Here is a 19,271-nt window from a genome sequence, read left to right on the forward strand (position 1 = left end):
CATTGGTTTAGAAAGATGGTAATTTTAAGCTAAAATCACCATCTTTACAGGAATAGTGTGCCCGATTTTAGGCTGATTTCATTTCTGATTCAACACTTCTGGGTTGAAACCTATCGCGAACTAGCCGCCAACTTGATGGATATTTACCTGTCATCGTTGAGTAACAGCACCAACGAGATCATGCGCTTTTTAACTGTGATCTCCACTGTGTTTATCCCCCTCACCTTTTTGTCAGGTGTATATGGAATGAATTTTGATACTGAAGTCCCTGGCAATATGCCTGAGCTAAAAATGCCGATGGGATATCCCTTATTTTGGTTATTGATCTGTTCGATTTCTGGGGGATTGTTATTTTTCTTTTGGAAAAAAGGTTGGCTATTTAGTCCAAAATGATAATAAAAATGTGCCTAGCACATTTTTATTATCATTTTGGAAATTTCCGTGTCATTGCCGCAACCGATTTCAGCCAATTACTCACCAACTAAAAAGCGCCGACTGCAAAGGGTAACGTTACAAAGTCACCAAGTGGATACTGCTTTGCAAATTCATAGTGCGATCGCAATTACGCCAGAGCAGCGTCATTACCTATGCAATGTGTTGCGATTAGAAAGCGGTTCCGAGTTTATTGCCCTCGATGGTCAAGGGGGATGGTGGCTCGCCAAACTATCTGGCGATTTAAATATGGCGGAAGTTATTGCCCAGCTAGAAAACAATGCGGAACTAGACACTCATATTAGCCTTGCGATTGCCATGCCTAAGGGGAGCAACATCGAGTCGGTGATTCGCCAAACCACAGAGCTAGGTCTACGGGAAATTGTGCCTTTATTTAGCGATCGCACCATCCTCAAATCAGGCATGGAGATGGGTAAGCAAAAACGCGATCGCTGGCAACGCATTGCCGCTGAAGCCGCCGAACTCTCCATGCGTACCTATGTCCCTATGATTCAACCGCCCCAAAGCTTGTCGGCATGGCTAGAGGCTTTAGCACCGTCTCCCGCCCCCATCTTAAAATATATCTGCGTAACCAGTCCCGCACCGCATTTACTAACCTGTTTACAAGATCAAATCCCAGATTCCCAACTAGCAAGCCAGATCGCTATTGCCACAGGCTGTGAAGGCGGATGGACAACAAGGGAAGAAGAAATTGCGATCGCAGCAGGCTTTATGCCCGTATCCCTAGGCGATCGGGTCTTGTCAGCCGTCACAGCCCCAGTGGTAGCATTATCGATAATTGGCGCATTTCTAGATACCCATTAAATCGTCTTATAAATCTTCTTAGATCTTCAATGAACACAAATCAAATGCAAACCATGGTTCAGCAAACCATTACCCTGCGTACCAATGGCAAAAAGCTCCACAACATTACCCGCCAAGTGGAAGCCATCCTCTCGCAGTCAGGTATAACAATAGGACTATGCAACGTATTTCTAAGACATACATCCGCTAGTTTGATCATTCAAGAAAATGCTGATCCCGACGTATTAGCAGACTTAGAAACATTTTTCGCGAAACTGATTCCTGAAGATGCAAGTCAATATCGACATATATCGGAAGGCAAAGACGACATGCCATCCCATATTCGCAGCACTCTCACCAAAACCTCAGAAACGATTCCGATCGCAAATGGTAAACTTGCCCTCGGCACTTGGCAAGGAATCTTTGTCTGGGAACATCGCAATCTGGGGCATACCCGCGAAGTGTTGGTACATGTAACAGGTTACTAAATCAGATTGCTAAATCAGGTTGCTAAATGAAGCACTCAAAAAAACCATCCGCAAATCGATATCATCCAGCTACTAAATCCAAAAAATGGCTGAGGGGATTTCAGTGGTTTTTACCAGGCTTATTTGTCAAGCGGTGGCTCTTTGTGAGCATCATTGGCATCGTCCTTATCTTCTTAGGGATTGCTATTTCCGCCAGATTAACACCGATTTTATTTATCTCTCGACTGATTAGCAGCTTTGTAGACACAATGGTGTCACTACTACCTCGCAACACTAGCGGCCCCATCGCCCTAATCATCGGCGTTTGCCTACTATGGATCGGACAAAAACGTGCGCTTGGCTCAATTACCCAAGTCCTAATGCCCGATCAAGATAAAGAGCTATTAGATTTATTAGTCTCACACCGTAAACTCAATCGCGGCCCCAAAATTGTCACCATTGGCGGCGGCACAGGACTATCAAATTTATTGCGCGGACTCAAGCAATATAGCGCCAACATCACTGCCATTGTCACCGTTGCTGATGATGGCGGCTCCTCTGGACGTTTGCGCCGCGAATATGGTGTTTTACCCCCTGGAGACATTCGCAACTGTCTGGCGGCACTAGCCGATGAAGAAAAATTAGTCACTGAATTATTTCAATATCGCTTCCAAACAGGGGAAGGACTGATGGGACATAGCTTTGGCAATTTATTTCTCACAGCTATGAGTGAAGTCACAGGGGATCTCGAAAAAGCGATCGCAGCTAGCTCGCAAGTATTGGCGGTGAGGGGTCGAGTCTTGCCAGCCACCCTTGAGCATATGGTGCTATGGGCAGAGTTTGAAGATGGACGCTATGTTGAGGGCGAGTCAAATATTCCTGAGGCCAAGGGTAAGATCAAACATATTGGCTGTAAACCCGAAAATCCTAAAGCTCTACCCCAAGCCGTCGAGGATATTAGGGAAGCCGATCTGATTGTGATTGGGCCGGGAAGCCTTTATACCAGCATCATTCCCAATCTTCTTGTCCCTGAAATTATGCAAGCATTGATTGACCGTAATGTACCATCGATCTACCTTTGTAATATCATGAGTCAAGTAGGTGAAACTGATGGCTATACAGTATCTGATTATGTAAAAGTTCTAGATGAACTGGCTGGTGTGAGGCTGTTTGATGTGGTCTTAGTCCAAAAGCAACCGCCTTCAGAACGATCGTTACAACACTACGCCTCATTTGGTTCGTACTTTACACAGCTAGATCGCGAAAATCTTGGCGCTATGCGATGCCCCGTCTTGCTTGCTAACATCATGCGCGAAAAGCCCAATGCTACTGTATGTCACGACTCAGATAAACTTGCGGGTGTCTTAATGCGTTGGTATAACCGCCAATAAAGGAATTCAAACCTCAAAACGTCAAATAATGCCAGTGTTACAGCGCTACCATATCCAAGTTAACAGCGATATCTATGCTCTTGCTAAATTGCAAGAGTGGTTCAACGCTTTTAAGGATTTATTACCCAAAACTGTTTGGATGCAGTGCAATCTAGTTTTGGTAGAAATATTTACAAATGTAGTTTCCTATGCTCATGCGGGAATGGATGAGGCGACTCCCATCGACATTGAATTAACAATCCATCGGACGGAAAACTTTCTAGAATTAAAAATCTGGGACTTTGGCAAACCCTTCGACTTGGAAGCTCAAATTGACCGTGTTAGTGCCAATACCCGTAGTTATCAAAACATCGAAAATATTGACGATATCCCGACAGGTGGCCGAGGGCTAATGATCTCTAAAACCATCGCCGATGAAATTAAGTATGAAACTCTGCCCGATGGTCGTAATTGCTTTGTGATGAAAAAAAGCTTTGCCATGCCTGAGCAATAAGGTCAGTTAGCTAGCGTTTCAGCCATAATACAAAGGCAAATAGCCCGACAGGTAAGGTAATTAACGAAATTGCGATCGCATTCATTATATCGACATTTAAATTATGCGTAAGTAAAACCCAATTGGGGGCAGCGTACTTAATCACAGCAGAAATGATTGCAGAATAAGCTAATAGTCTGAGGATATATAGAGCCTGTGAGACTGACGAAACACTAGTCATTTAATTTTTCTTTTTATTACTTTCTTTTTCCTGAATCTCGCTAGGCACAGGGAACTGCTCAATGGGCTGGCCCGCCAAAGCTTTTTCCATAAACCTGCGCCAAATCGGCACAACATAGACACCGCCCGTCACACCGTTTGCCATCGGTGAATAATCATCATTGCCAATCCAAATTGCCACCGACAACTGCGGTACGTAGCCCACAAACCAAGCATCACGGAAATCAGAAGTTGTCCCTGTCTTACCCGCAACGGGTCTACCATCACTAAGTTGCGCCTCAGTCGCCGTACCATTAGTCACGACACCACGCAAAGTATCAGTCAAATAGGAAACTGCGATTGGATCAAGAATCAATTCAGGTTTGGGTGTATTGTCCAAAATTAGATTGCCATTGCGATCCGTCACCCTTGCAATCAACGTAGTTTTTGACTTGTAGCCACCACTGGCAAATACAGCATAGGCTCCTGCCACCTCCATCGGCGTAACATCAGCAGCACCAAGCGGCAAAGAAACTACTGGGTTCATGGGGCTAGTAATGCCCAATTTACGGCATAGCGCGACCACATTTTCATTACCAAATTCAATGCCAAGTTTAATTGCAGGAATATTACGCGAAACTGCGATCGCCTGCCGAACACTTATACCTCCAGAGAAAGTATTGTCATAATTGCGGGGTTGATAGAGTTCGTCCCCGTCGGGTATCGACATCGGACTGTCATCAATAGTCGAGTCAGGCGTGTAATTACCTGAAGCAAATGCTAAGTAATATACAAATGGCTTAAACGAAGATCCTAGTTGTCTCCTTGCCAAAACTGCACGGTTAAATTGATTTTTACTAAAATCACCCACACCACCCACTAAAGCCTTAACAAATCCTGTACGAGGATCGACAGCCACTAAGGATAATTGATCAGCATAGGCTCCCCGATCAACCAACTCTTGATGCCCCTCAGCCGCAGTTTCTTCAGCAATACGTTGCAACTTAATATCAATCGTGGTTTGTACCCTCAATCCACCCTGTAGAACCACATCGCGCCCAAACTTTTCCTCTAGCTCGGCAGTCACCGCTTGCGACACATAGGGAACACGGCTCGCTTCATAGGAGATACCTTGCTTACGAATCGCGATTTTCTGTTCTCTTGCCGCCTTAACTTCCGCAGGTGTTGCCCAACCAAGCTCTAGCAAACGATCTAGCACTAGTCCCTGCCTTTTCTTGGCTTCAGCATAGTTGTCCACAGGATTAAACACTGAAGGAGCTTGGATTGTGCCTGCTAACATTGCCGCTTCGGCAAGGGTCAAGTCAGCCGAAGATTTACCAAAATAGTTTTGAGAAGCAGTTTCTGCGCCGTTAGTGTTATTTCCCCAAAAAACTTGATTGAGGTACATTTCCAAAATTTGCTCTTTGGTAAATACCTGCTCAACCCGCATTGCTAAAACAGCCTCCGCAACTTTACGGTTAAGGCTACGTTCGTTTGATAAAAATAAATTTTTAACTAATTGTTGTGTCAGGGTAGATCCACCCTCAACAGTTCCACCTGCATTAAAGTTAGCTAAAATTGCGCGGCCAATACCACTAGGATCAATGCCCTTATGGGTATAAAAGTATGCATCTTCCATCGCCAAGACCGATCGCTTTAAATGTGGAGAAATGCGATCAAGGGTGACAACTTCACGATTAACATCACCATGGAGACGGGCAATCAGTCCACCATTAATGTCATAGATATAGGTGGTTTCAACAGGTACATAGCCTTTGAGGACTCTTACGTCGGGTAGGTCACGAAAACTGAGGGCTAATCCCACTAGCCCACCAGCAACTGCTGCACCACCGATCATGACTACGCCAAGCAGAGTGCCGCCAATAGCTTTAAGAGTACCTTTTAAAATACTGCCTGTAAGAGACTGTGATCTCTCTATACCATTTGCTGCCACGGCAATACACCCTTTGATTAACTCATAGGTAATCTTACTGCATTAATCAAGTATTGCGTACTAAAAACTCAAGGTTGCACAAAGCAAAGCCTTGAGTTTTTACTTTTAGCGACGTTGAGCGAGCTTGTCATATACCAATTGCAGATCAACATGATGATGTGCGATCGCAACTAGGGTGTGATAAAACAAATCGGCAACTTCACCTGCGATCGCATCGGGATCATTATCTTTGCAAGCCATTACTACTTCAGCAGACTCTTCACCAATCTTCTTTAAAATCTTGTTATCCCCACCTGCAAATAACTTACAGGTATAAGAAGTTTCTTGAGGATGCTCACGGCGATCAACAATTACCGCAAATAATTCTGATAAGGGATCATTCATATTGAGTTTTTACAAAGGGGTTACTTTTGCCTAATAGCAGAGAACACTAAAAACAGAAAAGAAAGGGATGGATCTAATGGATACCCCTTTCTTTTACATGCTTATTTAGCGTTTAGCACTAAGCGTTTAGAGCTAAGTGATTGCGAAGCAATTACTTGATGGAAACCTTACCGCCAGCTTCTTCGATTTGCTTCTTAGCAGCTTCAGCATCAGCCTTAGATACACCTTCTTTAATGGTCTTAGGAGTAGCTTCAACCATATCCTTCGCATCCTTCAAGCCAAGACCAGTGATTTCACGAACGATCTTGAGAACAGCGATCTTCTTATCAGCAGGTACTTCATCAAGTACCAAATCAAAGGAAGTCTTTTCTTCAACTTCTTCAGCAGCAGCAGCAGCGCCAGGAGCAGCCATCATCATGCCACCAACGGGAGCAGCAGCAGAAACACCAAAGGTTTCTTCGATTGCTTTAACCAATTCAGAAGCTTCAAGAAGGCTCAAAGACTTTAGTTCTTCAATAATGCTGTCGATTTTTGCAGACATAGTTTTTCTCTTTAGTTAATTTTGATTAGATTTTAGATTTGATTGCTTAGGGCTGTTAGCTGTTAGCCATGAGCCTTTAGCTTTTTGTAGAGATTGAGCCAATAGCTAAACGTTAATAGCTATTAGCCTCTTAAGCAGCTTCTTTTTCGGAAACAGCTTTGACGGCTCTGCCCAGAGATTGCGGAACCTCTTTGATACCGATCGCAATTTTTGCGGTGATAGCATTGATAGAACCAGCAATTTGAGCAATGAGAACTTCCTTGGAAGGTAGATCCGCAATTGCCTGCAAGTCTTTTGCAGAAAGTGCGCGACCTTCTAAAACACCGCCACGAAGTTCGGTTTTCTTAGATTCCTTTTGGAAAGCTTGATATGCCTTAACAGCACCACCAATGTCATCTTTGACAAACAAGCAAGCCGAAGGACCAACGAGGAAACTTTCGAGGGGCTTCCATTCGGGGGTTTCCGAAATTGCTTGCTTGAGCAAAGTGTTTTTAGTAGTTCTGCACACCGTGCCTGTAGTACGGAGTGAGCGGCGGAGCTTAGTAATTTCAGCTACTGACAAAGTTGAGTAATCGATCACCATGACCATTTGAGTTCCATCGAACTCTTGTGCCATTTCACCGACTAACGCTTTTTTTTGGTCTAGGGTCTTACCCATATGGTTCTCACCTCCTTTGATTTGGAACCAATTGCACGATTGATTAAATCGCTAAATTGGTTTTGTAGATATTTAAAGTCATTAAAAAACCTCGTCTTTTCACAAACCGAGGTTTACAAAGTATTCTTTATCAGAATCTTTTAGAGAACACCTCGGCAGGAAATTAAGCCATTAGCACCTGCTGTCTATGGAGCTATTTAGTTGTTGAAATTTCTTTCTAGGCTTTTTACAACAATTTAGACTCAGTTTTTATCTTAACGATGAGATACTTACTCAAAAAGTTTACATCCCATAATGACTTTAAAAAGCTTTATTTATGCTTCTGCAAGCTTTAGGTCACGCAATGCAGTGATATCAACTTCGATTGCAGGTCCCATGGTTGCGGACACATACAACGATCTCCAATATCTACCCTTTGCACCAGAAGGACGATTGCGTTCAATCGTTTCTTGCAGAGCCTTGAGATTTATTAACAGGTCATCTGCGGAAAATGCGGCCTTGCCAAATTGGATATGGACAATGCCAGTACGATCAGCACGGAATTCTAGCTTACCAGCTTTGAACTCATTAATTGCACCACCTAAATCAGTAGTTACCGTACCACCCTTAGGTGAAGGCATCAAACCTCTAGGACCAAGCAATTTACCGAGCTTAGCGACTTGAGGCATCATGTCAGGTGTGGCAATCAACAGATCAAAGTCCATACGTCCTTTGCTGATTTCATCGATTAGTTCCTCAGAACCAGCGATGTCTGCGCCTGCGGCAGTTGCTTCAGCTACTTTTTCCCCACGGGCAATAACTGCCACACGGATGGTTTGACCTGTTCCCTTTGGTAAAGTTACAGTGGTACGCAATTGTTGATCAGCGTACTTAGGATCAATACCAAGTCTTACGTGTGCTTCGACAGACTCAGGAAACTTAGCAGTTGCGGTTGCTTTGACTAGTTCCAGAGCTTCAATAGGTGCGTAAGGACGTTCCTCAACTTTACTTTGAGCTTCCTTTAAACGCTTCGATACTTTTTTTGCCATGTTTGCTCCTACGGGGTGCGATCGGAAAGATTAATTCCCTCCCCCAACTAAATTTTTTATGTAGATTGATTTACTTAAAGAACTAAAAAGAATTAAGCGGTAATCGTAACGCCCATATTCTTAGCAGTACCTTCAATAATCTTCATTGCTGCGTCGATATCGTTAGCGTTGATATCAGGCATTTTGGTTTCAGCAATTTGACGAAGCTGATCCTTAGTAATGGAACCAACTTTTTTACGGTTAGGCTCAGCAGAACCAGAGGAAATACCAGCCGCTTTTTGAATTAATACAGATGCAGGAGGAGTTTTGAGGATGAAGGTGAAACTTCTATCTTCATATACAGATATTTCGACAGGAATGACCATACCTGCTTGATCAGCAGTACGGGCATTGTATTCCTTACAAAACATCATGATGTTGACACCATGCTGACCTAGAGCAGGACCAACTGGTGGAGTTGGGCTAGCTTTACCAGCATTAAGTGCCAACTTGATAATTGCTGTAACTTTCTTAGCCATTGATTTTAGCCGTTAAAAAATCTGCAAACCTGAGTTTGAGTGAGTTAGTTTTGCTTTTGTACCTGAGTGAACTCTAGTTCTACAGGAGTGTCTCTACCAAAGATTGAAAGAAGGGCTTTGAGTTTGCTACGTTCTGGGCTAACTTCCACCACTTCACCTTCAAAATCTTTGAAAGGTCCATTCAGCACTTTAATCTTATCGCCTTGAGCCATGTTAATTTTTAGAACTGGCTCTTGTTCGACACTGACACGGAAGATTCTTTCAACTTCTTTTTCGGTCAAAGGACGTGGCTTAACATGCCCACGACCACGACCATAGTGACGTTTCTGCTCTGTACCAACAAAGTTAATTACATGGGGAGTGCTTTTGACGGCAAGCCACGCATCATCATCAACTTCAAGCTGTCCAATTTCATTTCTGACCGTTTTGATTTGAATCAAGACATAGCCAGGAAAGATCTTTTCTTCAGAGTTTAGACGAGTACCATCTTTTCTGAGTTTGACTGTCGCTGATTGAGGAATTTCAATTTGCTTGATCCTATCTTCAACATCAAGAGTCTTGATACGTTGTTCTAGACTTGACTTGACCTTTTTTTCACAGCCAGAAGCAATCTGTACGGCGTACCAATGAAATAATGCGCCCGATTCTTCTTGGTTGCTAGATGAATGATCGATGTCTTGGGTAAACATTATTGAAACACCTGCAATGCGATCGCTTTAAACAAAGCATCAATTAGATAAACAAAGGTTGCGACCGCAACGATCATTAAGAGAACAGAAGCAGATTCGCTAATTAATTGCTGGCGTGTTGGCCATACAATCTTACCAAATTCGGCTTTGGATTCAGTAAAAAACTTGGATACTCCAGCAGAATTAGACTGAGCATCTGATTCTGCTTTAGCCGCGTCCTTAGGTTGCTCTTTCAGTTCGTTTTTAGTCATAGCGGCAACTCTTGCGATCTTTTGAAGTCTTTAAATAAATGCGATTTGTTTAAGTACAGTCTTGAGGAAACTTAAATAATCTTAGAATTGTGAAATTGGTGAAGCGCGCCCTGAGGGACTCGAACCCCCGACATCAGGTTTTGGAGACCTGCGTTCTACCAACTGAACTAAGGACGCACGTTATAAAAACACGATTTTGATATTCAACCAGTTATATCTACTGTATCAATTGCTATTTCAAAATAGTGCTTGATACTAGTATAACCATAGATGGTTCTATAATGGTCGATCGAATCGTTGTTTTAGACGAGTTGCTTTACCAACTAGGTCGCGTAAGTAATAGAGCTTAGCACGACGTACTTTGCCACGACGAATCACCTTGATGCTTTCAACTTTTGGAGAATGTAGCAAGAAGGCTCGCTCAACTCCAATCCCTTGAAATACACGACGTACAGTAATGACAGAGTTAATGCCAGAACCACGTCTTGAGATGATCACGCCTTCGTATGGCTGGGTACGTTCTTTGCCGCCCTCTTTGATCCTTACTCCAACCTTAACAGTGTCTCCCACATAAAGTTGAGGGAGATCTGTTTTGATATATTCCGCTTCAATTGAGCGTATGATTTCAACAGCGTTCATGAGGAATGCCAAAAAAGTCGCGATCATCTATGTTAGAGCATCAATGACTTAATGTCTACATATTTTTATGGTTTTCGTAAAAATATATTAAGGATATCTAGAGCAAAAGCAAGAGTTAGCTAGACCAAATCAAAACCCAAGAATTGAGTTGCGGCGCTTTGCGCTGCAACTCAATTCTTGGGTTTTATAATTTGATTGCTATATCACCAATCCTGTAACGATTAGCTGCGCTTCGTACTGCTAATCGGATTTTAGATTTTTGATTTACGGATGCTGGAGCTAGGAGGTAGATGGCTATGATTTTGTTCGATTTGACGAGCTGTAATTATTTCAGATGAGGTACTTTGCAAATTGCGATCGCGATAGGGGATCGCGGCACGGGTAAGCAGAAAGGCGGATTCTTGATCAGAGATTGGTGGCAGTGGTATCGGGGCAAAGGCGGCGATGGTGCTAGGTGATTTACGACCACTGGGGGGGACTGCCCCAATTTGCAGACCAGCGCTGAGCATGGCAGCTCTCACGGCAGCAGAGGATGAATATGTGACTAAATATCCGTCAGGTTTGAGACAGTTGGCGAGAAGCTGGATAAATTCAACTGTCCAGAGTTGTGGGCAATGAGGTGGTGAAAATGGATCAAGAAAAATTGCATCCGCCCATTGTGTTGGGACTTGGCTAATGGTTTGTCTTGCGTCACCGATGAGAAGCTGAAGGGATAAATTGTCTGTGATCACTGCTTGCTCATAGGCAGCCGTTGTTAATATTTTTGCGATCGCAGGTTGCCAAATATTGATTAGCCCCGATGCTATCGCTTGTTGGGGCACATCAAGGTTATTTTCAAGCGCAATGATTTGGAGATGGGTAGTGGGATCACTTTGAAAGACGGTATCAATGGCGGCGGCACTGTTATATCCCAGCCCATAACAAACATCAAGGATATTCAGTTGAGATTGAGCCTTGGCTTTGGCGGCGATTTGGGCGGGGATCACAAATTTAGCCTCAGCTTCCAGTTTTGCGCCATGGGAGCTATGGAAAGTCTCTTGAAAGGTTTCTGACCAAAAGGTAACAGATCCGTCTTCGGTGGGAAACAGGGATAGCTGATCCATACAAATTTTGCTTAAGACATAAAACTAGAAGATGAGTAGCGGCGCAAAGCGCCGCTACTCATCTTTTGGGGTTTTGCTATACAAACGCCGATCGCAACTGTTTCTCCGCAGCTTCTAAAGCCTCTGGCAACTTACTTGCATCTTTGCCACCAGCCTGAGCGAGGTTAGGACGACCGCCGCCGCCGCCGCCGCAAATTTTGGCGATCGCACCGATGAATTTGCCCGCTTGCAAGCCCTTGGCAATTACTTCCTTACTAAAAGATGCGACTAGGGTTACTTTACCATCTTCGCTAGCTGAGCCAAGGACGACGGCGCTATGTCCTAACTTTGCCGATAGTTTTTCAGCAGCAGATTTTAAGGCTTCCGCTTCGATATTGGGGATTTGAGCAACAAGCATTTTAAAGTCGCCCACAGCTTCGGCATTATTGATCAGAGAATCAGCTTTGATCAGAGCCAATTCCTGTTTGAGCAAGTCCACTTCTTTTTGAGAAGTTTTTAGTTCCTGTTGCAAACCAGTAATGCGATCGCAAATTTCTTCAGGTTTGACCTTAAAGCGATCACTTAAATCCTTGGCGATATTGTCGCGCACGGTTAGATATTCCAGCACCGCTTGCCCTGCAATCGCCTCAATTCGCCGCACGCCAGAGGCAACACCCACTTCAGTGATAATTTTAAACAGCCCAATTTCACTAGTATTATTTACATGTGTACCGCCGCAGAGTTCCATCGACACATTGGGAATATCGATGACCCTCACTTCTGCGCCATATTTTTCGCCAAACATGGCGACCGCACCCTTAGCTTTTGCTTGGGCAATAGGCATCACTTCAATCACCGAAGCGTGGGCTTCAGCAATCCAGTTATTGATTAGTAGTTCAATTTGCTGAATTTCTTCATAGGTGACCGCCCGATTGAGATTAAAGTCAAAGCGGAGGCGATCGCTATCGACCAAAGAACCTGCTTGGGAAACATTGGGATCAACAATTTTTTTCAAGGCGGATTGCAAAAGGTGCGTGGCGGTGTGGTGCGCCTGAATGCGCCGACGCTCGGATACGGCTATTTGCGCCGTAACTTGATCGCCGACCGCAATTTCACCCCGCTCAATCTGCCCGATATGGATAAATAAATCAGATTGCTTCTGCACATCACTGATTTTAGCGATCGCATCACCAATCGCTAAATAGCCTGTGTCGCCAACCTGTCCACCTGATTCTGCATAAAACGGTGTGCGATCGAGTAGTATTTGCACTTTGCTACCTGCGATCGCAGTTTTTGATAATTCACCATTGACCAGAATTGCCTTGACTGTGGCATTGCTACTCAGTTCCGTATAGCCTAAAAACTCAGTTTTACCGAGGTCTTTAGCAAGATTAACCCAGTTGTCCTTTGCCATGAGGTCAATATCTTCATGGGCAGCTTGGGAGCGTTCCTGTTGCTTCTTCATTTCTATCTCGAAGCCTGCCGCATCGACAGTAAAACCTTCTTCCTCAGCAATCTCTTGGGTTAACTCTAGGGGGAAACCGTAGGTGTCGTAGAGAGTGAAGGCATCACTTCCTGAAATTGTTTTGCTGGTCTGGACTTCAGGCTTTGCCAAAATTTCTTCGAGCAGCTTCTCGCCACGCTCTAAGGTCTGCAAGAAACGAGTTTCTTCAATCTTGATTTCATCCTTGATCACATGTTCTCTTTCACGGGTATTTGGATACACCGACTCTGAAAGTGCGATCGCAACTTCGGCAACCTCGGAAGCAAATGTGCCAGAAATACCAATCAGGCGACCATGGCGCACCACCCGACGTAACAAGCGGCGCAAAATGTACCCACGTCCAACGTTTGAGGCATTGATACCATCGGCAATCATATGCACAACTGAACGCACATGATCGCCAATTACCTTGAGCGAAGTTTTCACTTTCTCGTCGCTCTTGTGATAGTCAAGCCCTGCAATATCAGCCGCTTTTTTGATGATGGGGAAAATCAAATCGGTTTCATAATTATTAGGAACGCCTTGCAACACCTGTGCCATGCGTTCTAACCCTAAGCCCGTATCAATATTTTGTTTTTTTAATGGGGTGAGGTTGCCATGGATATCACGATTTAACTCCATGAAGACAAGGTTATAAATCTCCAAGAATCGCGAGTCATCTTCTAAATCAATATCTACATCCCCTAATTCAGGATGAAAATCGTAGTAAATTTCCGAGCAGGGACCACAGGGGCCAGTTGCGCCCGAAGCCCAAAAATTATCGTCACCCATGCGCTGAATCCGATGAGCAGGAATGCCGATCGCATCGCGCCAAATCGCAAAAGCATCTTCGTCAGTGTGATAGACGCTGACCACAAGACGCTCAGCAGGTAACTGATACACCTTTGTAACTAATTCCCAACCCCATGAAATTGCTTCTTTTTTAAAATAGTCACCAAAACTGAAATTACCCAACATTTCAAAAAATGTATGATGACGCGCAGTTCTGCCGACATTTTCGATGTCATTGGTGCGGATACATTTTTGCGATGTTGTGGCGCGGGGTACTTCAGGCTCTTGCTGACCCAAAAAAATTGGTTTGAATGGTAGCATCCCTGCGATCGTTAATAGCACTGTGGGGTCAGCAGGTACAAGGGAGGCGCTAGGCAATACCTTATGACCACGCTCCTCAAAGAAATTGAGAAACTTTGCACGGATTTCAGCACCAGTAAGGGAGGGGAGGCTAGCCATAAAAGTTTGATTTGATTCAGAAAAAGTTTGGGTTGATGTTGAAAGTCTTGCCAAGCAAATTTTTAATGGATTTGCATAGCATAGTCATCGTAAATTATTACAAATTTTCACAATTTCTCAATTGTACTACAACGATATATAGCAATCCTAAAGGGGGTGTGGAAGCGCACCCCGAAGAGGTGCGCTTCCACACCCCCCAAAATCTACATTTAAATTAAATCTTGCGCTGGAGTTGGTTTTTTACATCCTAGCTAACCAATGACACCTAAAATTAGAGCAAGCCCAAATGTCTGGGTGTGACCGAATTTTTTAGAGCATTTTTAGCTTGAAGTTTAATGAGCATAAAAGTCGTTTCCACATCTCCATTTTCTGACCAAAAGCCCGGTACTTCTGGACTCAGAAAGAAAGTAACCATTTTTCAGACTCCAAACTATCTTGAAAATTTCGTGCAGTCAATCTTTGATAGCCTCGAAGGATTTCAAGGACAAACCCTCGTTGTTGGTGGTGACGGTCGCTATTACAACCGTCATGCGATTCAGGTCATTCTCAAAATGGCGGCAGCTAATGGCTTTGGCAAAATTTTAGTTGGGCGTGGCGGCATTCTTTCCACCCCTGCGGCATCCTGTGTGATCCGCAAATATAATGCTTTTGGCGGCATCATCCTCTCAGCAAGCCACAACCCCGCAGGTAAAGATGGCGACTTCGGCATCAAATACAACACAGGCAATGGTGGCCCCGCCCCCGAAAAAATCACTGATGCCATCTACAACATCAGTAAAACTATTTCTGAATACAAAATTCTGGAAGCTGGTGACCTTGATCTTGATCGATTAGGTGAAACAAAAGTTGGCAATACTACGGTTGAAGTAATTGACTCCGTTGCTGATTATGCCGAACTAATGGGTCAATTATTTGATTTCGATCGCATTAAGACCTTAATCTCCTCCACAGGCTTCCGTCTGTGTTTTGATGGGATGCACGCTGTTACTGGCCCCTATGCTCAAGAAATTTTAGTTAACCGCCTCGGTGCACCTACTAGCGCTTTACAAAATTGCATACCCCTAGAAGACTTTGGTGATGGACATCCTGACCCTAACTTAGTCTATGCCCATGATTTAGTAGAGGTTCTCTACGGCGATGATGCGCCTGATTTTGGGGCGGCTTCCGATGGCGATGGCGATCGCAATATGATCTTAGGACGCAAATTTTTTGTCACCCCTAGCGACAGCTTAGCCATTCTGGCTGCCAATGCCCACCATGTCCCCGCCTATAAGGGTGGACTAGCAGGGATTGCGCGTTCGATGCCCACCAGTCAAGCCCCTGATCGCGTAGCCGCTAGACTCGGTATTGATTGCTATGAGACCCCGACTGGCTGGAAATTCTTTGGTAATTTGCTAGATGCGGGTAAAGCCACACTCTGCGGTGAAGAAAGCTTTGGTACTGGCTCTAACCATGTCCGCGAAAAGGATGGACTTTGGGCAGTGCTTTTCTGGCTCAATGTTTTGGCAGTACGTCAGCAGTCGGTAGAGGCAATCGTCAAAGAGCATTGGCAATTGTATGGTCGAAATTTCTATTCGCGTCACGACTATGAAGGAGTTGATAGCGATCGTGCTAATACGTTAGTTGCCAACCTGCGTCATCAATTTGCGACTTTGGCGGGTCAGAAATTTGGCAATTATGAAGTTGCTTTCTGTGATGATTTTAGCTATACCGATCCCGTTGATGGCAGTGTCAGCAACAACCAAGGTATTCGGATTGGCTTTACCGATAATTCACGGATTGTCTTCCGTCTTTCTGGTACAGGTACTCAGGGTGCAACTTTACGCCTGTATGTCGAGAGCTATGAGCCAAATGTGGCTAAACATGGAATTGATACTCAAGAGGCTCTCAAGGAGTTGATTGCGATCGCAGATCAAATCGCACAAATCAAAACTCTCACAGGACGTGATCAACCGACAGTAATCACATAGCTTCGGAACGCGCACCCTATGGGTGCGCTTCTTGGCTTGCCTCTTGGTTTGGCGATTGAATTGCTTGAAAGTCAGACGGAGTATTGCAATTGTTCAGCATCGCCAAAGGAACATTGCCAATTTCAACTACTTCTTGATTGCTTAACCATTTTTGAAAAGATCGCCCCCCTGACTCCATAAATTGCGTCAGGGAGTTGCGACATTGCCAACGATAGAAACCACATAAAGGCTCCCATTGCTTTTGAGCAGATTCATCTTGATAGCGTGGTAAGACTGCGATCGCAGTTTTAGGTAGCTCGGCTAAATTTTTCGCCCAACTTTGTAAAATATCTGCTTGCAGATTTGGCAGATCGCAAGCCATTAATAAAATCCAATCTGGCGGATTTGAGATGGCTTGAAGCCCTTGCCAAAATCCGATTAATGCACCTGCAAATTGTTGATCGATTAGTAGCTGGATATTTTGGGGATTTTCTAGATTTTTTGCGATCGCAAGATCATATTGTTCCTGACTTTTGGCAACGACAATTACTTGATCCGATATGGCTAGTCCGATCCGACAAGTTCTTGACAACAAAGTCTCGCCATCGATTGTCAAAAGAGCTTTATCTTTGCCCATCCTTGAGCTTTTGCCGCCCGACAGCACGATTGTGATGATTTTCATGTTTTGTGTAGCGAGCTATAGTCATTTATGTTATGACAAAAACAAAACCTAAAAGAGAATTGCGGCGCTTCGCGCCGCAATTCTCTTTTAGGTTTTAGTCTTAACTTACTTGGCTATAGCTATGAATGATTTAAAGCCCTCAATTCTAGGATTTTCTGGCTTTGTCCCACTGACGTTAAAATTAGGATGGTTTAACATCACATCCACATTACATTCAAAATTTTTAGTTCTCTATGAATGCTTTAGAATTTTTCCAAAAAAGTGCAGGCAAATGGGTATCGCAAAGAACTACCCATCATTTAGCATTTCGTCGCGCTGAAAAAGGAGGCTCGGAAATTTATGTAAATCCTTTGGAAGCGAATGACCCCAAGGTAATTGAAATTTGTCAGATGCACGAAATTGAGCCAACCACGGCGATCGGTGGAGCCTATGTTAAATGGGATGGCACGATGGCTTGGGATAAGGAAGATGATGAAAATCATTCAGGAGAAACCGTCTTTGCGCTTGTGCCAGATGATGAGACAGGGACTAAGGGCAGACTATTGCGCGAACGTGGCTATGCTGAGGTTATGCCTGTCATCGGTCGTTATGAAATTGATAGTGAAGATGCACTGGTACTAATTACCGATTATCCTTCAATGAGTTCCTATGAAAGATTTTGGTTCCCTGCTCCGAATGTGAGAATGCGGGCTAGCACTGTTAAGCGTTTTGGTGGTTTCAGCACTGCGACTTTCTGTACTGAAGAACGTATTGAGCCTAAGGAAAATACTGAGAAAACTGAAGCTACTAATAAAACCCCCCAATCTGTGAGTACATCGGTTTTCGGTTGGTAGTCAAAAATAGAGTAAAAGGGAAGCACTAAGTGCTTCCCTTTTTGATTTAGCGAAATGGTGGAGCGTACATCAGTCCGCCATTTTTCCAGAGTTGATTTTGTCCACGCGGCAATTTAAAGGGGCTGTCTTTACCTAGATTGCGATCGTAAATTTCCGCATAGTTACCCACATGTTTGATGACTCTTGCAACAAAGTCATTACTAATCCCCATATCTTTGCCTAAACTGCCATCAGCCCCCAAAAATCTGCGAATCTCGGCATTACTATCCTTGATTCGATCTCCCAAATTTACCGAAGAAATATCTAAGTCTTCCGCTTCGATGGTAGCGAATACAATCCACTTCACAATATCCGCCCATCGCGAGTCCCCGTCACCCACCGCAGGCGCTAGCGGCTCCTTAGAAACCACCTCATCCAAAATCACATGATTATCGGGATCAGACAATCTGGTGCGGCGCACCACTAAAGCCGAGCGATCGGCAGTGATAGCAGTACAGCGTCCTGCTTGATAGGCATTGAATGTGGCGTTAACATCTTCATAGACAACTGGTTTGTAAGGAATTCTGAGCTTACGCATTTGGTCAGCCAAATTTTGCTCAGTGGTTGTACCTGTTTGAGCGCAAATATCGGCATCCTTAAGATCTGCAAGCTTCTTAATGTTGCGATTTTTCTGCACCATGATGCCCTGTCCGTCATAGAAAACCACAGGCATAAATGCTAAACGCGAACCCGTATCTCTACCTAATGTCCATGTGGTATTACGGCTCAGAATATCAATTTCACCAGACTGCAAAGCCGTAAATCTTTCCTTGGCATTGAGATTGCGGAACTGCACAGCGTTAGGATCATCAAATAAAGCAGCGGCGATTGCCCTACAAATATCAACATCTAGCCCAGAGTATTTGCCTTCCCGATTCACAAAGCTAAACCCCGGCAATTCTCCACTGACACCACATACCAGTTTGCCGCGATCGATTACATTTTTGAGACGATTAGTAGTACCGACCGTGAGTTGATTGGGCTCGGGAATCGGTTCGCAAGCGGCTAAGGACAATAAACATAAACCTATGGTTAATAATGCGATCGCGAATTGCCAGAAACTTAAAAACCACCTACGCCGCGATCGATTGTGATAACGCATAATTTTGGAATGTTTTCATTTACACATTGATTTGACTGCATTATAGCGGCTCAATCAAGGCTGAGATAAATTTGCGATCGCAATATAATCCAACTAATTAAGCATCTTTTTTCTTAACCCGTTTTTCTTCTTAACATTGACAGCCTATTTTCTAAATATCCTGAACTAGAAAATCATCTCATGTCAATCTAATAATTATGCTCGTAGAAATTGCTACACAATCCACACCAATAAAAAAGCCTCTCCTTGCGGAGAGGCTTTTTTATTACGAGAAGACTAGAGCAGTCGATTAACCGTTGATGGCAGGAGCGCTCATCGCAACTGGAGCAACTTCAACAGCAGCCAAATCGAGAGGGAAGTTGTGAGCATTGCGCTCGTGCATTACTTCCATACCCAAGTTAGC

Annotated in this window: 19 protein-coding genes, 1 tRNA gene, 3 pseudogenes and 1 other annotated feature; of the genes and pseudogenes, 7 read left to right on the forward strand and 16 right to left on the reverse strand. The window is 44.0% G+C overall.

Going from position 1 to position 19,271, the window contains the following annotated elements; translation table 11 throughout:
• Positions 1 to 102 precede the first annotated feature (102 nt).
• The 5 genes and pseudogenes from H6F41_RS16685 to H6F41_RS16705 form a co-directional block, all read left to right on the forward strand.
• Positions 103 to 393 (forward strand): annotated as a pseudogene (locus H6F41_RS16685) (CorA family divalent cation transporter); the annotation flags it as partial.
• 48 nt (positions 394 to 441) lie between these two features.
• The gene (locus H6F41_RS16690) at positions 442 to 1,257 is read left to right on the forward strand and encodes an RsmE family RNA methyltransferase (RefSeq protein WP_199288816.1); all 816 of its coding nucleotides are present in this window, start codon (positions 442 to 444) and stop codon (positions 1,255 to 1,257) included.
• Positions 1,258 to 1,286: 29 nt separating this feature from the next.
• A complete protein-coding gene (locus H6F41_RS16695; protein WP_199288817.1) occupies positions 1,287 to 1,724 on the forward strand; it encodes a secondary thiamine-phosphate synthase enzyme YjbQ in 438 nt (145 codons plus the stop codon).
• A gap of 26 nt (positions 1,725 to 1,750) precedes the next feature.
• Positions 1,751 to 3,094: a gluconeogenesis factor YvcK family protein gene (locus H6F41_RS16700; RefSeq protein ID WP_190404601.1), complete on the forward strand. Its 1,344-nt coding sequence runs from the start codon at positions 1,751 to 1,753 to the stop codon at positions 3,092 to 3,094.
• Between the two features lie 28 nt (positions 3,095 to 3,122).
• Positions 3,123 to 3,587 carry an ATP-binding protein gene (locus tag H6F41_RS16705; protein ID WP_199288818.1) on the forward strand — a complete coding sequence of 155 codons (465 nt, stop codon included), beginning with the start codon at positions 3,123 to 3,125 and terminating at the stop codon, positions 3,585 to 3,587.
• 10 nt (positions 3,588 to 3,597) lie between these two features.
• Here H6F41_RS16705 and H6F41_RS16710 read toward each other — a convergent pair whose 3' ends face one another.
• From H6F41_RS16710 to alaS, 13 genes and pseudogenes are all read right to left on the reverse strand, one after another.
• A complete protein-coding gene (locus tag H6F41_RS16710; RefSeq protein ID WP_190404602.1) occupies positions 3,598 to 3,807 on the reverse strand; it encodes a hypothetical protein in 210 nt (69 codons plus the stop codon).
• Positions 3,808 to 5,739, reverse strand: coding sequence for a transglycosylase domain-containing protein (locus tag H6F41_RS16715; protein ID WP_190404603.1), 1,932 nt, complete (start codon positions 5,737 to 5,739; stop codon positions 3,808 to 3,810).
• 105 nt (positions 5,740 to 5,844) lie between these two features.
• Positions 5,845 to 6,117: pseudogene (gene hisE, locus H6F41_RS16720) on the reverse strand (phosphoribosyl-ATP diphosphatase); the annotation flags it as partial.
• Between the two features lie 157 nt (positions 6,118 to 6,274).
• Positions 6,275 to 6,664, reverse strand: a complete 390-nt coding sequence (gene rplL, locus H6F41_RS16725) for a 50S ribosomal protein L7/L12 (RefSeq protein ID WP_190404605.1) — start codon at positions 6,662 to 6,664, stop codon at positions 6,275 to 6,277.
• Between the two features lie 130 nt (positions 6,665 to 6,794).
• Positions 6,795 to 7,322, reverse strand: a complete 528-nt coding sequence (gene rplJ / locus H6F41_RS16730) for a 50S ribosomal protein L10 (protein ID WP_190404606.1) — start codon at positions 7,320 to 7,322, stop codon at positions 6,795 to 6,797.
• A gap of 74 nt (positions 7,323 to 7,396) precedes the next feature.
• Positions 7,397 to 7,531 (reverse strand) — a sequence feature (ribosomal protein L10 leader region).
• A gap of 105 nt (positions 7,532 to 7,636) precedes the next feature.
• The gene (gene rplA, locus H6F41_RS16735) at positions 7,637 to 8,350 is read right to left on the reverse strand and encodes a 50S ribosomal protein L1 (RefSeq protein ID WP_190404607.1); all 714 of its coding nucleotides are present in this window, start codon (positions 8,348 to 8,350) and stop codon (positions 7,637 to 7,639) included.
• Positions 8,351 to 8,442: 92 nt separating this feature from the next.
• On the reverse strand, positions 8,443 to 8,868 hold the full coding sequence (rplK, locus tag H6F41_RS16740) for a 50S ribosomal protein L11 (protein WP_190404608.1): 426 nt from the start codon (positions 8,866 to 8,868) through the stop codon (positions 8,443 to 8,445).
• 44 nt (positions 8,869 to 8,912) lie between these two features.
• Complete coding sequence (nusG, locus tag H6F41_RS16745; protein ID WP_408962549.1) at positions 8,913 to 9,560, reverse strand: transcription termination/antitermination protein NusG; 648 nt, start codon at positions 9,558 to 9,560, stop codon at positions 8,913 to 8,915.
• Positions 9,557 to 9,808: a preprotein translocase subunit SecE gene (secE, locus tag H6F41_RS16750; protein ID WP_190404610.1), complete on the reverse strand. Its 252-nt coding sequence runs from the start codon at positions 9,806 to 9,808 to the stop codon at positions 9,557 to 9,559. The genes nusG and secE overlap by 4 nt, the downstream gene beginning before the upstream one ends.
• A gap of 104 nt (positions 9,809 to 9,912) precedes the next feature.
• A tRNA-Trp gene (locus tag H6F41_RS16755) sits at positions 9,913 to 9,985 on the reverse strand.
• Between the two features lie 99 nt (positions 9,986 to 10,084).
• On the reverse strand, positions 10,085 to 10,447 hold the full coding sequence (gene rplS, locus H6F41_RS16760) for a 50S ribosomal protein L19 (protein ID WP_190404611.1): 363 nt from the start codon (positions 10,445 to 10,447) through the stop codon (positions 10,085 to 10,087).
• Between the two features lie 251 nt (positions 10,448 to 10,698).
• Positions 10,699 to 11,550, reverse strand: a complete 852-nt coding sequence (locus H6F41_RS16765; RefSeq protein ID WP_190404612.1) for a tRNA (5-methylaminomethyl-2-thiouridine)(34)-methyltransferase MnmD — start codon at positions 11,548 to 11,550, stop codon at positions 10,699 to 10,701.
• Positions 11,551 to 11,626: 76 nt separating this feature from the next.
• Positions 11,627 to 14,263 carry an alanine--tRNA ligase gene (alaS, locus tag H6F41_RS16770; protein WP_190404613.1) on the reverse strand — a complete coding sequence of 879 codons (2,637 nt, stop codon included), beginning with the start codon at positions 14,261 to 14,263 and terminating at the stop codon, positions 11,627 to 11,629.
• 335 nt (positions 14,264 to 14,598) lie between these two features.
• Between alaS and H6F41_RS16775 the strand changes: the two genes are divergently transcribed.
• Positions 14,599 to 16,233, forward strand: coding sequence for an alpha-D-glucose phosphate-specific phosphoglucomutase (locus H6F41_RS16775; RefSeq protein ID WP_190404614.1), 1,635 nt, complete (start codon positions 14,599 to 14,601; stop codon positions 16,231 to 16,233).
• A 16-nt stretch (positions 16,234 to 16,249) separates the two neighbouring features.
• Here H6F41_RS16775 and H6F41_RS16780 read toward each other — a convergent pair whose 3' ends face one another.
• The gene (locus H6F41_RS16780) at positions 16,250 to 16,894 is read right to left on the reverse strand and encodes a molybdenum cofactor guanylyltransferase (RefSeq protein WP_190404615.1); all 645 of its coding nucleotides are present in this window, start codon (positions 16,892 to 16,894) and stop codon (positions 16,250 to 16,252) included.
• A 233-nt stretch (positions 16,895 to 17,127) separates the two neighbouring features.
• Between H6F41_RS16780 and H6F41_RS16785 the strand changes: the two genes are divergently transcribed.
• Positions 17,128 to 17,727, forward strand: a complete 600-nt coding sequence (locus H6F41_RS16785; RefSeq protein WP_190404616.1) for a phycobiliprotein lyase — start codon at positions 17,128 to 17,130, stop codon at positions 17,725 to 17,727.
• Between the two features lie 46 nt (positions 17,728 to 17,773).
• On the opposite strand, the gene H6F41_RS16790 is transcribed toward H6F41_RS16785, so the two are convergent.
• Positions 17,774 to 18,868, reverse strand: coding sequence for an amino acid ABC transporter substrate-binding protein (locus tag H6F41_RS16790; RefSeq protein ID WP_190404617.1), 1,095 nt, complete (start codon positions 18,866 to 18,868; stop codon positions 17,774 to 17,776).
• 289 nt (positions 18,869 to 19,157) lie between these two features.
• A pseudogene (locus tag H6F41_RS16795) lies at positions 19,158 to 19,271 on the reverse strand (photosystem II q(b) protein); the annotation flags it as partial.

Source organism: Pseudanabaena mucicola FACHB-723, from assembly GCF_014696385.1.
Classification (GTDB): Bacteria; Cyanobacteriota; Cyanobacteriia; order Pseudanabaenales; family Pseudanabaenaceae; genus Pseudanabaena.